This window comes from Rhodoferax mekongensis, from assembly GCF_032191775.1.
Lineage (GTDB): Bacteria > Pseudomonadota > Gammaproteobacteria > Burkholderiales > Burkholderiaceae_C > Allorhodoferax > Allorhodoferax mekongensis.
On record NZ_CP132507.1, the window covers coordinates 114,699 to 127,615 of the forward strand.

Sequence of the window (12,917 nt, forward strand, 5' to 3'; positions counted from 1 at the left end):
ACACACAGAGGATCACAATGCACCAAAAAGGTATGCCCTTCCTTGCACTGTTGGCGGGCATCGTCGCTTTAAGCTGGTCGTTAAGCACGCAAGCCCAAACCGCGGCTTCCGGCACCGTCACCGAAGCAGCGCCCGCGGCCACCCTTGCGGCCTCTGACCCCACTCCGACCGCCGTTGCACCCGCACCGGCTGCCCCTGCAGCGGCGGCTGAAGCTCCTGCGCCCGCACCGGCACCTACCAAACCTTTCATGGCCAAGCAGGACACCATCAACTCGACGGATACCGCCTGGATGATGACCAGCACTGCACTGGTGTTGCTGATGACCTTACCCGGCATCGCCTTGTTTTATGCCGGCATGGTGCGCAAGAAAAGCGTGATCAACACCATGGCAAGCGTCGTAGCCATTGCCGGCCTGCTCAGCCTGCTGTGGTTTGCGGTGGGTTATTCGCTGGCCTTTACGCCCGGCACGGCGTGGCTGGGCGGCACGGACCGCATGTGGTTCAGCGGGCTGAACTACCTGAAAGAAGCCGGCTTGGTCGCCGTAAGCCATGTGGCGCCGAATGTGCCCGAGTCGGTGTACGCCATGTTCCAGCTGACCTTTTTCATCATTACCGGGGCGCTGATTGTGGGCGCGCTGGTGGAGCGCATGCGCTTCTCGGCCATGCTGTGGTTCATCGGCATGTGGTCGGTGGTCGTGTACGCCCCGATCGCCCACTGGGTATGGGAGCCCAGCGGTTGGCTGGTGCAAATGGGCGTGTTGGACTTTGCAGGCGGCGCGGTGGTGCACATCAATGCCGGCGTCTCGGGTCTGGTGTGTGCCTACATGCTGGGCGCGCGCAAGGGCTATGGCAAAGAGCCGTTTGAGCCCTTCAACCTCGGCCTCACCATGGCGGGCGCCGGTTTGCTGTGGGTGGGCTGGTTCGGTTTCAACGCAGGCTCTGCCGTGGCAGCAGATGGCCGCGCAGGTCTGGCGATGGCGGTGACACACATTGCCGCCGCAGCCGGTGCCATGAGCTGGATGTTGGGCGAGTGGGTGGTGCGGGGGCGGCCTTCCTTGCTGGGCCTGTGCTCCGGCCTGGTGGCAGGCTTGGTAGCCATTACGCCTGCAGCCGGTTTTGTGACACCGCAGGCGGCCCTGGTCTTTGGTCTGGTGGCTGGTCTGGCTTGCTATTGGGGCGCTACGGGCTTGAAACGCATGCTCAATGCCGATGATTCGCTGGACGTGTTTGGCGTGCATGGCATAGGCGGCATCGTCGGCTCACTGATGACCGGATTTTTTGCAAGCAAAAGCATTTCGGGCGTGACCGGTAGTGTCGCCATGCAAGCGCTGGGCGCATTGGTAGTGATTGCGTACAGCGGGGTGATGAGCGCCGCCCTGCTGTGGGTGACCAAACTGATCGTCGGCCTGCGCGTGGACGACAACTCGGAACTGGTGGGTCTGGATGTGTCCCAGCACCGGGAGCACATTGCCGGCTGAAGAGCGACTTAGGGGGAGACCCAGGAGGAATCCATGTTGAACAGCGAAAAACTGGCGATTGCCGCCCATTTGCACGTGTTGCTGCGCCGTAAAACCGGCCGGGTCACCGACACGGAGTGGATGGCCGCCAACACCGAATACGCAGCCGAGATCATCCGCTTTGCACGCGCTGCCGCCAAGGACGACGGGCATGCAGAATTGGGTGAGTGGGCCGCCAAACTGGAGCTGGCCATGGAGCCCCACACCCCACCCCGCGCCACCAGCCGCGAAAAGCTGTTTGGCGTGCTGGGCGGAAATTCGCGGCCTGCGCCTTTACCCGGCGCATCCGACTCTCTGATGGGCGCAAGCGAAAGCGAAGCGCACCGCTACATACGTGGCATCCGTTGAGGAAAACCCCCGCCTGTGCCGGCCCGCACGGCCGTCACAATCGGTGCATGGTTCGTCTTAGCTCTTCCGTTTTCTTGTTGGCTGCGCTGTGGTGCAGCGCCACTATCAGCCATGCCGGCCCCACACTCCATTGCGAGATGACTTATGCCGGCGCCACCCAGACACTCCATGTCACGCCGGTGGATGACCCGTACCCGGCGCCTTCAGTCGACGTGGGTGGGCGCTTCCGCTTCAAGGCAGTGATGGTGGGGCGCGGTGCCCAGCCGGACTACATCAAGACCTACGCGTATCTCGAAACACGAACGCAGCCCGTGCTGGTGCAGCAAGCCAGCTACTACCCGCCCTTTACCCCAAGTCCCAAGGGCCAACGCCTGACCGGTAAGCAGTTTGTGTATGCCGGGCCTGTGGAGCGTGAGCTGCAATACGAATGTGTGCTCCAGGGGGTAAAGCCATGAAGCGCCGCATCCAACGAGCCCTGAGCGGTGTGCTGATAGCTTTTGCGATGGCCACCGGTGCCTCTATGGCTCTCGCCCAATCCACACCCGTCACGCTGGTGTTCGCCGGCGACATCGTGCTGGACGATGTGGCCGGCGACATGATTGAGCGCGGAGAAGATCCTTTCGCAGCATTCGGCAACTACTTCCACAAGGCTGACATCCGCATCGGGAATCTGGAATGCGTGGTAGCCACCACCGGCTCAGCAGGCGACAAAAACTACACCTTCCGTGCCCACCCGCGCACGCTGCCCGTGCTAAAGCGCCACTTCGACGCGTTGGCGCTGGCCAACAACCATTCGGGCGACTACGGGCGTGAGGCCTTTGCCGAAATGCTCACCCTGCTGCCCGCCGCCGGATTGCAGTACTTCGGGGGTGGCCGTAACCTGAAAGAGGCGCACGCGCCTTTGATCATTGAGCGCAAGGGCCTGCGCATTGCATTGCTGGGCTACAACGAATTTATGCCGCGCAGCTTTGAAGCCGACTTTGATGCGCCTGGCAGCGCCTGGAGCGAAGACGAGCAGGTGGTAGCCGACATCCGCGCCGCGCGCAGCGTGCACCACGCAGACCTCGTGATACCGGTGATGCACTGGGGATGGGAAAACGAACTGGTGGCCAACGGCCGCCAGCGACAACTGGCGCGCCTGATGGTGGAAGCCGGTGCGGATGCTGTCATTGGCGGCCACCCGCATGTGACGCAGGACATTGAGCACTACAAAGGCAAGCCCATCGTTTACAGCGTGGGCAACTTCGTGATGAAGGAAACCGACAATGACAACCAGCGCCGTGCATGGATACTGCGGCTGCGGCTGGACAAGCAGGGTGTGCAGGCGTTTGACACGCGTGCCGTGCAAATCGACATGCAGGGCATTCCCACACCGGACATGGCACGCGCCACACCGTGCTGGAATCGCGGCCAGACCACGCCGGGGCTGTGCATACCTGCCGACTGACTAGCTGCGCTGCTTCAGGGTGTCGCCGGGCAATGCGTGGATCTCACCCAGCAAGCGGGCTAACGCCAGCCCTGCTGCAGCGAGCACCGCCTGCCCCTTGTCGGGGGTGGCCGCAGCCGCGTTACCGACGGCACCAGCCGGGTTGTAGTCCTGCATCTGCCAGCCGAGCTTGGCGCTTTTGCCATTGCCCAAAATGGGGAACGCTTTGGCGCGGTCTTCTGACGTGGAGGCAAAGTTGTCCGCCCGGCCCATGTCCACCAAATCAGGGCGCAGGGCCAGCATCATGGACGTTTCAATATCGCCGGCGTGGATGCCGAAGCGGTGTTCGTGTGCGCTGAACAGGGCATTCACATCGCTGCCGTCGGCTGCCGTCAAGGGCAAGCCGAACCAGTTCACGCTGTAGACCAACATTCCCAAACGGGCGCGCAAATCACGCGCCACCACATCCAACAAGCCCACCTGTCCGCCATGGCTGTTGAACAGCACAAGGCGCTTCACACCGCTGGCAGCCACGCATTCGCCGATCTCGGTCCACAGGCGAATGACTGTTTCTGCTTTCAAGGTGAGCGTGCCGGAAAACTGCGCATGCTCAGGGCTGAAGCCCACGGCCTGGGTCGGCAAAAACAAGGCGGGAACTTCAGGCGGGATGTGCGGCATTGCGTGCGCAATCACACCATCCACCAAGGCACTGTCCACCTGCAAGGGCAAGTGCGGGCCGTGTTGCTCGGTCGCTGCCACGGGCAGCACGGCGATCAGGCGATCCAGCGTACCCGCAGCGCGGGTTTGGTCAAATTGCAGGCTGGTCCAGTCAGCCCAGAAGCGGGAAGATGTGTGCATGGCTGCATCTTAGACGGCGTCAGGACTGATCACCGGTGCTTTGCGCGGCAGGCTCATGCTGAAGGTCGCCCCCTCACCTGGATTGCTGGCCACGTGGATGGTGCCGCCCAGTGTTTTGGTGACAAGGTTGTACACAATGTTGAGGCCCAATCCACTGCCGCCCTGACCCAGCTTGGTAGTAAAGAAAGGATCAAATACCCGCGCAAGGTGTGCTTGGGCAATGCCACAACCGTCATCACTTACCAGCAGATGGATGCGGTCGGCACCTTCCAAGACGGCGCGTATGCTCACTGTGCCATGCGCCCGCCCTTCAAAGGCATGAAGCAAGGCGTTATTGATCAAATTGGTAAGCACCTGCCCCAGTGGGCCGGGGAAGCTGTCCATCACGATATCCGCGGGGATGTCGCTCACCACCGCATGCGCCGACTTGCGAATGCTGGGCCCCAGAGTGAGCAGAATTTCCGTCACGGTGCTTTGCAGGTCAAAGGTACGGCGGTTCAGGCTGGTCTGATCGACAGCCACCTGCTTGAAGCTGGAAACCAGCTCGGCCGCATGTTGCAGGCCGCGCATCAGAATGCCTGCGCCCTGCTGCGTATTCGTCACAAACTCGTCGAGGCGGCTACGGGTCAGTCCCTTGCCCATGCTGTCCGCAAAACTGGCAGCGTGGTCCTGCAAGGTGCTGGCGACAGTCAGGCTGTTCCCGATGGGCGTGTTCAGCTCATGGGCGATGCCTGCCACCAAGGAGCCGAGCGCCGACATTTTTTCAGTGCGTACCAGCTCTGACTGTGCCGCACGTAACTGCCCCATGGCGTCGGTCAGCTCCCGGGTGCGTTCCTGCACGCGGTGTTCGAGCGTGGCGTTGAGCTGCAGGATGTTTTCTTCATAGCGGTGTTTCTCGGTGATGTCATCAAACGCCATGATGAGCACGCGCTCGCCGCCCAGCGCGACCATGCGGCCGGAAATATCGCAATAAATCTCCGCGCCATGGGCGCCTCGGCGCATCCAGGCCTTGAAGTTGGAAATCTCGCCCGTGCGCTCCACAATCTCCAGGCAACGGCTTCGCTCGGCAGGGTCTACCCATATCCCCATGCGCAAACCGTTGGTCCCCATGGCGACCCCGCGCTCCATGCCGAAAACCCGCGACCATGCGGAGTTGACATCGATGGTGCGAACGTCCCCCTCCACCAATGAGACTGACATGGCGATGGGAGACGCATCAAAAATCGCTGCGAACTTGGTCTGGCTCACGCGCAGGGCTTCCTCTGTGCGGGCGCGTTCTTCCAGCTCACGTTGCAGGGCTTCTGTTTTTTGCTCACGCTCCGTCAACAAGGCGCCAAGGTCCAGGCGCATGGTGTCCAGCGCATTGGACAACTGGCCTACCTCGTCTTTCTTGTCGCTGGCCATGGACTCATTCAGCTCGCCGCGTGCCAAACGCGAAGCGCCTTCTCGCAAGCGCAAGATGGGTAACACGATACGCCGGTTGAACAAAGGCCAAATGAAAGCAAACGCCAGCGCCACTTGCAAGGCCAAGGCACCAACAAAGCGCAACAGTTCAGAGCGAGCCTCCCGCTCTATGCGTTCGGAGGACATCACCACCGACAAACTACCGACCCGGGCACCGTTGTAGGTAATGTCACGTTTTTCGGACAGGAAACGAGCAGAGTCATTGCTGGCCTCACCCCGCTGCACAAAAGTTTCTCCGAACTCATCGCTCACTGAAACATTCACTACATCCGGGTTGCGCATCACGGCTTCGACCAGCTCAATGGCTACGCCCCGGTCCAGATTCCAAACCGCCACCGCCATGCCGCGCGAGAGCACATCGGCGTATTGCTTGAGCGGCGCCTCCACGCGCAAGGCACGTTCAGTGCGCAGCTTGCTGGTGACTTGAAAGCCCGCAAAGAACAAAGCTGGCAGCAAGATGCCCGCAGCCACGCCCACCATCAAGGTTTGCCGGAGAGACAGGCTGGGAATCTTCACGCTGAACGGGCCTTTCGGGTGCAGAAGTGAGGGGCGTGTATGCAGGACCGGCGCAGTATCGCGGGCCCGTGGATGCGGGTCAAGCACATGCGGTTGCTGCAATCACCCGCCTGTTATAACCCACCCGTATACAGAGGCACAGACCGAATGCCGACGCACCGGGCGTTGTCGTTTGTGCCCCACTTGCAGGAACTTCTGGCCGCGCGCGGTCTCCGACAACCCGATGAATGCTTTCTCCCACTCTCTAAGCTTGTCTGCACTGTTTCGCAGCTTGAGCGCTCTGCTTTTGATAGCTGCCTGCGCACTACCGACGGGCTCTAGTGCCCAGTTATCTCCATCAAACAGCTCGCTGGTAGCGCCTGCCACTGGCTCGGTGGCAGCGTCACAAGTCAAGACGGACCAGGTCGTGGCTGAGCTGGTGGTGCATGCACCGGACGGAGTCACCCCTGGCAAAACGCTGTGGCTGGGTTTGTTGCTGCAGCACCAACCTCACTGGCACACCTACTGGAAGAACCCGGGCGACTCCGGCCTGCCCACGCAGCTACAGTGGACGCTGCCCGCCGGCCTGATAGCGGGTGACATCGCCTGGCCAGTCCCCCGGAAAATTGCCATCGGCACCCTGGCCAACCTGGGCTACGAGGGCGAAGTTCTGCTGCCCGTACCGGTCAAGGTGGACAGCAACTTCCGCCCCGCAGGTCTGGCGCAAACCGCCGAGATTCAGCTCCAAGCGAGTTGGCTGGTCTGCCGCGAAGAGTGCATCCCGCAGGAAGGCAGCTTCCGCATCAGCGTTCCAGTGCGGGGCTCCATGGCGCTGCATGCCGCGCAGTTCGCTGCGGCCCAGGCGGCTGCACCGGTCGCATTCCAGGGCAAAGTCGAAGCGCTTGCGGACGCCCGCGGGCTGCTGTTGCGCGTGAGCAAGCTGCCCGCCGGCTGGGTGGGGAAAGCTGTTCAGGCCCTGCCGGAAACACCTGAGCTGCTGAACACCCCCGCCCTGCCCGCGACCACTGACACCCTGACCGGTGGCAGCCTGCAAGCAGGCCAACAAGGCTGGGACGGCGCTACCTGGCAGGCGCTGGTGCCGTACTCCGCGCAGCGCAGCACCTCCCCCGGCCAAGTGGCGTGGGTGTTCAGCATTGGCAAGGAAAGCCTGCGCGGCGAGGCCACGGTCACAGGCACTTGGCCGGCCGTAGCCGAGTTCGCCAAAGTACCGCCGGCGCTCCAAGCCGCGCTGGACAACAACGCCCGCGCCGCCAGCGTGCCCCCCGCCCCGACAGGTGGCATGGTCTGGATGGTGCTAGCGGCTTTGCTGGGCGGCCTGATCTTGAACCTGATGCCCTGCGTGTTCCCGGTGCTGGCCATCAAAGTGCTGGGCTTTGCCGCTCAGGGCACCCAGTCGCGTGCCCAGCAGCGGGCGCAGGGTTTGGCGTACACCGCCGGTGTGGTGCTTTCATTTATGGCGCTGGGCGGCTTGCTGTTGGCACTGCGGGCGGGTGGGGAGCAGCTGGGCTGGGGTTTCCAGCTGCAGTCGCCCGCGGTCATCACCGGCCTGGCCGTGTTGTTTACCTTGCTGGCCATGAACCTGGCGGGCTGGCTGCACATCGGCAACCTGCTGCCCGCCGGATTGGCTGGCATGCAGCTGCGCCATCCGGTGGCGGAGGCATTTTTGTCCGGGGTGCTGGCCGTGGCCATTGCCTCGCCCTGCACCGCGCCGTTCATGGGAGCGTCGCTGGGCTACGCGATCACGCTACCGGGCTTGCAATCCCTGGTGCTGTTTGCGGCACTGGGCTTAGGGTTAGCGCTGCCCTACCTGCTGGCAAGCTGGCTGCCTGCAATAGGCAGCTGGCTGCCGCGACCCGGCGCGTGGATGGAAACGCTCAAGCACTTTCTGGCCTTCCCCATGGCGGCGACCGTGGTCTGGCTGGTGTGGGTGCTGGGCCATTTGAGCGGGGTGGATGGCGCAGCCAGCCTGCTGCTCTTGCTGCTGTCCCTGGGCTTGCTGGCGTGGGCACTGCGCCAAAGCGGTCGGGCGAAAACCATTTTTACTATCATTTCCATAGCTGCTTGCACACTTTCCATGGGCGCCACATGGCAATTCGGCTTGAAAGCTGATGCCAACGCGGCCGTGCCAGCCAGCGGGTCTGCGGCGCAGACGGGCGCATGGCAAGCGTGGTCGGAGCCGGCAGTGCAAGCAGCCCTCCAAGACCGCAAGCCCGTGTTTGTGGACTTCACTGCCGCCTGGTGCATCACCTGCCAGGTGAACAAAAAAACGACCCTATCCAAAGCTGAAGTCGAGGCCGCTTTTGCTGCCAAGCAGGTGCGCTTGCTGCGCGCTGACTGGACACGGCGCGACCCCGCCATCACCCAAGCCTTGCAAGCCCTGGGGCGCAGCGGAGTGCCGGTGTACGTGCTCTACGCGCCGGGCAAACCGCCGGTGGTGCTGACGGAAATCCTCACGCCCGGTGAAGTGCTGGCAGCCGTGGCGCAGCTCTAGGCCAGCACAAGCTTCTACCAACCCGGCAGCTCTCTTCGCGCCTTAGCCCTCCATTGCCGGCCCTTTTCACCTCATCCCTATTGCCCATCGCCATGCCTGCAACAGAAGCCCAGACCATTGCCGACCTGGTCAGCCACCCACGTACCGTGGCGGTGGTCGGCCTCTCACCCAAAGCCCACCGCGAAAGCTTCAAAGTCTCGCAGTACATGCAGCGCCAAGGCTGGCGCATCGTGCCCATCAACCCCAACGCCATGGAGATTCTGGGCGAGAAGGTGTACGCCAGCCTCACCGAAGCTGCGGCCGCAGAGAAGATCGATCTGGTGAACGTGTTCCGCAACAGTGAGGACGTGCCGCCGGTGGTGGAGGAAGCGCTAGCCATCGGTGCGCCCGCCATTTGGCTGCAGCTGGGCATCCGCAACGACGCTGCAATCGCCAAGGCGCAGGCGGCCGGCATGCAGTGCGTGCAAGACAAATGTCTGCTGGTGGAGCACGCCCGCGCCCCTCGATAAGACCGCCCGGTCCCGCTGCGGGTCATCGCGTCTTGACTTGAGGCAAGACAAAGGCGGGGGTGGATTGAACTGCGACAATTCGGATATGACCCACACCTCCGCCATGTCCACCGCCACCTCTCCAGCCTTCCCGGCCCAGGCCACCACCTTCGACGGCCTGCACAACCCCACTTTTTTGCAAGCCTGCATGCGCCAGGCCACCGCACACACGCCGCTGTGGCTGATGCGCCAGGCCGGCCGCTACCTGCCGGAATATGTGGCAACGCGTGCCAAGGCCGGCAGCTTCATGGGCCTGGCCACCAACACCGAGTACGCCACCGAAGTCACCTTGCAGCCGTTGGAGCGTTACCCGCTGGATGCGGCCATTCTGTTCAGCGACATCCTGACCGTGCCGGACGCCATGGGCCTGGGCCTGTCCTTTGCCCAGGGCGAAGGCCCGCGTTTTGCCAGCCCCATCAAGACTGAGGCTGACGTGGCGAAGCTCGAAGTGCCCGACATGGCCAAGCTGCAATATGTGTTTGATGCGGTCAGCAGCATTCGCAAGGCCCTCACGGTGGACGGCAAAGGCCGTGTGCCCCTGATCGGCTTCTCGGGCAGCCCATGGACGCTGGCCTGCTATATGGTGGAAGGCAAGGGTAGCGACGACTACCGCTTGGTCAAGACCATGATGTACAGCCGCCCGGACCTGATGCACCGCATGCTGGCCATTAATGCCGACTCGGTTGCGGCCTACCTGAATGCCCAGATCGACGCCGGCGCCCAGGCGGTGATGGTGTTTGACAGCTGGGGCGGCGTGCTGGCCGATGGCGCCTTCCAGGAATTCAGCCTGGCCTACACCGCACGCGTGCTGAAGCAGCTCAAGCGTTTTGGCACCGATGGCAAGGTGGTGCCACGCATTGTGTTCACCAAAGGCGGCGGCTTGTGGTTGCAAGACATGCAGGCGCTGGACTGCGAAGTGCTGGGTCTGGACTGGACGGTCAACCTTGCTAAAGCCCGTGCTTTGGTGGGAGGCAGTGAGAACGGCCCAGGCAAGGCATTGCAGGGCAACATCGACCCCAACGTCTTGTTCGCGCCACCGGCTGCTATCGAAACCGAAGTGGCCAAGGTATTGGACAGCTTTGGCACGCCTTTTCAGGGCAGTGGCACCGGCCCCACCCACATCTTCAATCTGGGTCACGGCATCAGCCAGTACACCCCGCCGGACCATGTGGCGGCACTGGTGGCTGCGGTGCACAGCCACTCCAAAAAGCTGCGTGCCTGATCGGCATACCACGTTTTTTGCGCGAAAACAAAGTTTCCAACACTTAGTTATGCACAAAAATGGGGGTGCGGGGTTAACCCTATCCCCCGTTCGGGGGAGCAGCGCTACAAAAGAAATAGCGGTCGTAAGTGATTGATTTATAAGGATTCTGTGTTTTGCTTTTTTTCTGGGCAGCGTAAGAAAACCCTTGATTTACAAGGCTTTGGAGCCCGCAAAACGCACATATCAACAAAGTTATCCACAGAAAACCTGAATCGCATGTAAAGCACTTGTAAATCAAGCACTTAGCCCGCATTCCGCAAGTTCACCTCAACAAGACGCCCCAAGTGACATTCCGCATCACGAGACGTCCGATGTCCGTCGGACCCCGCCCATGAGCCATTGGCTGCCCGTTCTGGTGCACACGCCGGCGCACGCGGCGCTCGGGCCAGTGCTCACCTACCGCAGCGAGCACCTGTTGCCCGCCGGTACTCTGGTAAGGGTGCCATTGGGCAACCGCGAGACCCTGGGGGTGGTGTGGGATGCGGCCACTGCAGAGGCCACCGGCGAGTTCGACCCCGCCAAGGTACGTGATATTGCCGGCGTGCTGGAGGGCATACCGCCCTTGAGCCGCGCCTGGCAGCAGTTGCTGGGCTTTACGGCGGCCTACTACCAGCGCTCGGCCGGCGAGGTGGCGCTGGCCGCCCTGCCCCCGCAGCTGCGCGAATTGAACCCCGAGCAGATGGCGCGCCGCCTCAAACGCAAAAAAGTGGATGCGGGTGCCGGCGGCGCCGTGCTGGCCGCACCGGCCCTTACCCCCGAGCAAGCCACCGCGATTGCTCAGATTGACGCGCACCCCGGACCTTATCTGCTCTTCGGCGCCACGGGCAGCGGCAAAACTGAGGTTTACCTGCACTGCGTGCACAAGCTGCTGGCCGCCGACCCGGATGCCCAAGCCCTGGTCATGGTGCCGGAGATTAACCTCACCCCGCAGCTGGAAGAGCGCTTCAAAGCACGCTTTGCCCCGCTGTACGGCGAACAGGCCGTGGTCAGCCTGCACAGCGGCATGACCAACCCGCAGCGCCTCAAAAGTTGGCTCAGCGCCCATGGCGGTGCGGCCCGCATCGTGCTAGGTACCCGCATGGCGGTGTTTGCTTCTCTGCCCAAACTGCGGCTCATCGTCGTGGACGAGGAACACGACCCCAGCTACAAAAGCGGCGAAGGCGCACGCTACTCGGCGCGCGACCTCGCGGTGTACCGGGGCAAGTTGGAGGGTGCCAAGGTCATTCTCGGCTCGGCCACGCCTTCGCTGGAAAGCTGGCACCACAGCCGGCCGGCCGAGGAAGGCGGGCGCTACCTGCGCCTGCACATGCCCAGCCGGGTGGGCGAGTCATCGAAGTTACCGTTGGTGCGGCGGGTGGACATGAACCACCAGCCCCGGCGCGCCATTTTCTCGACCCCGCTGATCGCCGCCATCAAAGAGCGGGTGGCGCGTGGCGAGCAAGTCATGGTGTTTTTGAACCGGCGCGGCTACGCCCCGGTGCTGACCTGCGAAGACTGCGGCTGGAAGAGCGAATGCCCGCACTGCAGCGCATTCCGCGTGTTCCACAAAATCGACCGCACCCTGCGCTGCCACCACTGCGGCTTTACCGAGCGCGTGCCGCGCGCCTGCCCGGACTGCGGCAATGTGGACATCGCCCCCTTCGGGCGCGGCACAGAGCAGCTGGAAGAACACCTGGCCGAGCTGCTGGTGGATGTGCGCCGTCACGGCTCCGTCACACCCGAGAACCCCGATGGCGAGCATGTGCGTATTGCACGGATTGATGCCGACAGCACCAAACTCAAAGGCCAGCTCGAAGAGCAGCTGGCCGCCGTGCATGCGGGCGACGTGGATGTGCTGGTGGGCACGCAGATGATTGCCAAGGGCCACGACTTCCGCCGCATCACGCTGGTGGCCGCCGTGAACCCCGATGGCGCCTTGTTCAGCAGCGACTTCCGGGCGCCCGAGCGCCTGTTCAGTTTGCTGATGCAAGCCGCAGGTCGCGCGGGGCGCGATGCGACGCTGGGCGCGCAGAGTGAGGTGTGGCTGCAAACCTTCCAGCCCGAGCACGGGCTGTACGCAGCCCTCAAGAAGCACGACTACCCGGCCTTCGCCGCTCAGCAGCTCAAAGAACGCGAGCAGGCCAACATGCCGCCCTTCAGCGCCCAAGCCCTGGTGCGCGCCGAGGCCAAGACGCAGGAGGCTGCACAAGCTTTTTTGAACGCCGCCCGCACCTTCGCCCAAACCGAAATGGCCGCGTGGGACGGCTGGGCCGAGGCGCTGGAGCAAGTCTTCCTCTACCCCGCCGTGCCCATGGCCATCCAGCGGGTGGCCAATATAGAACGCGCCCAGATGCTCATCGAGTGCCCCTCACGCACCACGCTCCAGCAGTTCCTGACCGCCTGGCAAAGCGTGCTGCACGCTACCCGCAGCCAGCCCGAATGCAAAGGGCTGATACGCTGGGCGATTGATGTAGATCCGTTGGCGATTTGAGTCAAAAAGCGGGCT

At 62.9% G+C, this 12,917-nt stretch carries 10 protein-coding genes; 8 read left to right on the forward strand and 2 right to left on the reverse strand.

Going from position 1 to position 12,917, the window contains the following annotated elements; all coding sequences use genetic code 11:
• Positions 1–17: 17 nt before the first annotated feature.
• From RAN89_RS00495 to RAN89_RS00510, 4 genes are read left to right on the forward strand one after another with little or no spacing between them, the layout of a single operon-like run.
• Complete coding sequence (locus tag RAN89_RS00495) at positions 18–1,478, forward strand: ammonium transporter (protein WP_428984470.1); 1,461 nt, start codon at positions 18–20, stop codon at positions 1,476–1,478.
• A 33-nt stretch (positions 1,479–1,511) separates the two neighbouring features.
• Positions 1,512–1,865, forward strand: a complete 354-nt coding sequence (locus RAN89_RS00500) for a hypothetical protein (protein ID WP_313867758.1) — start codon at positions 1,512–1,514, stop codon at positions 1,863–1,865.
• 47 nt (positions 1,866–1,912) lie between these two features.
• Complete coding sequence (locus tag RAN89_RS00505) at positions 1,913–2,320, forward strand: hypothetical protein (protein WP_313867759.1); 408 nt, start codon at positions 1,913–1,915, stop codon at positions 2,318–2,320.
• The gene (locus tag RAN89_RS00510; protein ID WP_313867760.1) at positions 2,317–3,312 is read left to right on the forward strand and encodes a CapA family protein; all 996 of its coding nucleotides are present in this window, start codon (positions 2,317–2,319) and stop codon (positions 3,310–3,312) included. Before RAN89_RS00505 ends, RAN89_RS00510 begins: the two co-directional genes overlap by 4 nt.
• Here the strand turns inward: RAN89_RS00510 and RAN89_RS00515 are convergent, their stop codons facing one another.
• Together RAN89_RS00515 and RAN89_RS00520 are read right to left on the reverse strand one after the other, a co-directional pair.
• The gene (locus RAN89_RS00515; RefSeq protein ID WP_313867761.1) at positions 3,313–4,149 is read right to left on the reverse strand and encodes a creatininase family protein; all 837 of its coding nucleotides are present in this window, start codon (positions 4,147–4,149) and stop codon (positions 3,313–3,315) included.
• 9 nt (positions 4,150–4,158) lie between these two features.
• Entirely contained in the window at positions 4,159–6,129 is a 1,971-nt protein-coding gene (locus RAN89_RS00520; RefSeq protein WP_313867762.1) for an ATP-binding protein, read from the reverse strand.
• A 223-nt stretch (positions 6,130–6,352) separates the two neighbouring features.
• On the opposite strand from RAN89_RS00520, the gene RAN89_RS00525 reads away from it, so the two are divergent.
• The 4 genes from RAN89_RS00525 to priA all read left to right on the forward strand — a co-directional run bounded on the left by RAN89_RS00525 (position 6,353) and on the right by priA (position 12,902).
• Positions 6,353–8,620 (forward strand): protein-disulfide reductase DsbD family protein, encoded by a 2,268-nt coding sequence (locus RAN89_RS00525; RefSeq protein ID WP_313867763.1) that lies wholly within the window; start codon positions 6,353–6,355, stop codon positions 8,618–8,620.
• A gap of 92 nt (positions 8,621–8,712) precedes the next feature.
• Positions 8,713–9,129 carry a CoA-binding protein gene (locus RAN89_RS00530; RefSeq protein ID WP_313867764.1) on the forward strand — a complete coding sequence of 139 codons (417 nt, stop codon included), beginning with the start codon at positions 8,713–8,715 and terminating at the stop codon, positions 9,127–9,129.
• Positions 9,130–9,232: 103 nt separating this feature from the next.
• The gene (hemE, locus tag RAN89_RS00535; RefSeq protein ID WP_428984494.1) at positions 9,233–10,390 is read left to right on the forward strand and encodes a uroporphyrinogen decarboxylase; all 1,158 of its coding nucleotides are present in this window, start codon (positions 9,233–9,235) and stop codon (positions 10,388–10,390) included.
• Positions 10,391–10,763: 373 nt separating this feature from the next.
• Positions 10,764–12,902: a replication restart helicase PriA gene (gene priA / locus RAN89_RS00540; protein WP_313867766.1), complete on the forward strand. Its 2,139-nt coding sequence runs from the start codon at positions 10,764–10,766 to the stop codon at positions 12,900–12,902.
• Positions 12,903–12,917 lie beyond the last annotated feature (15 nt).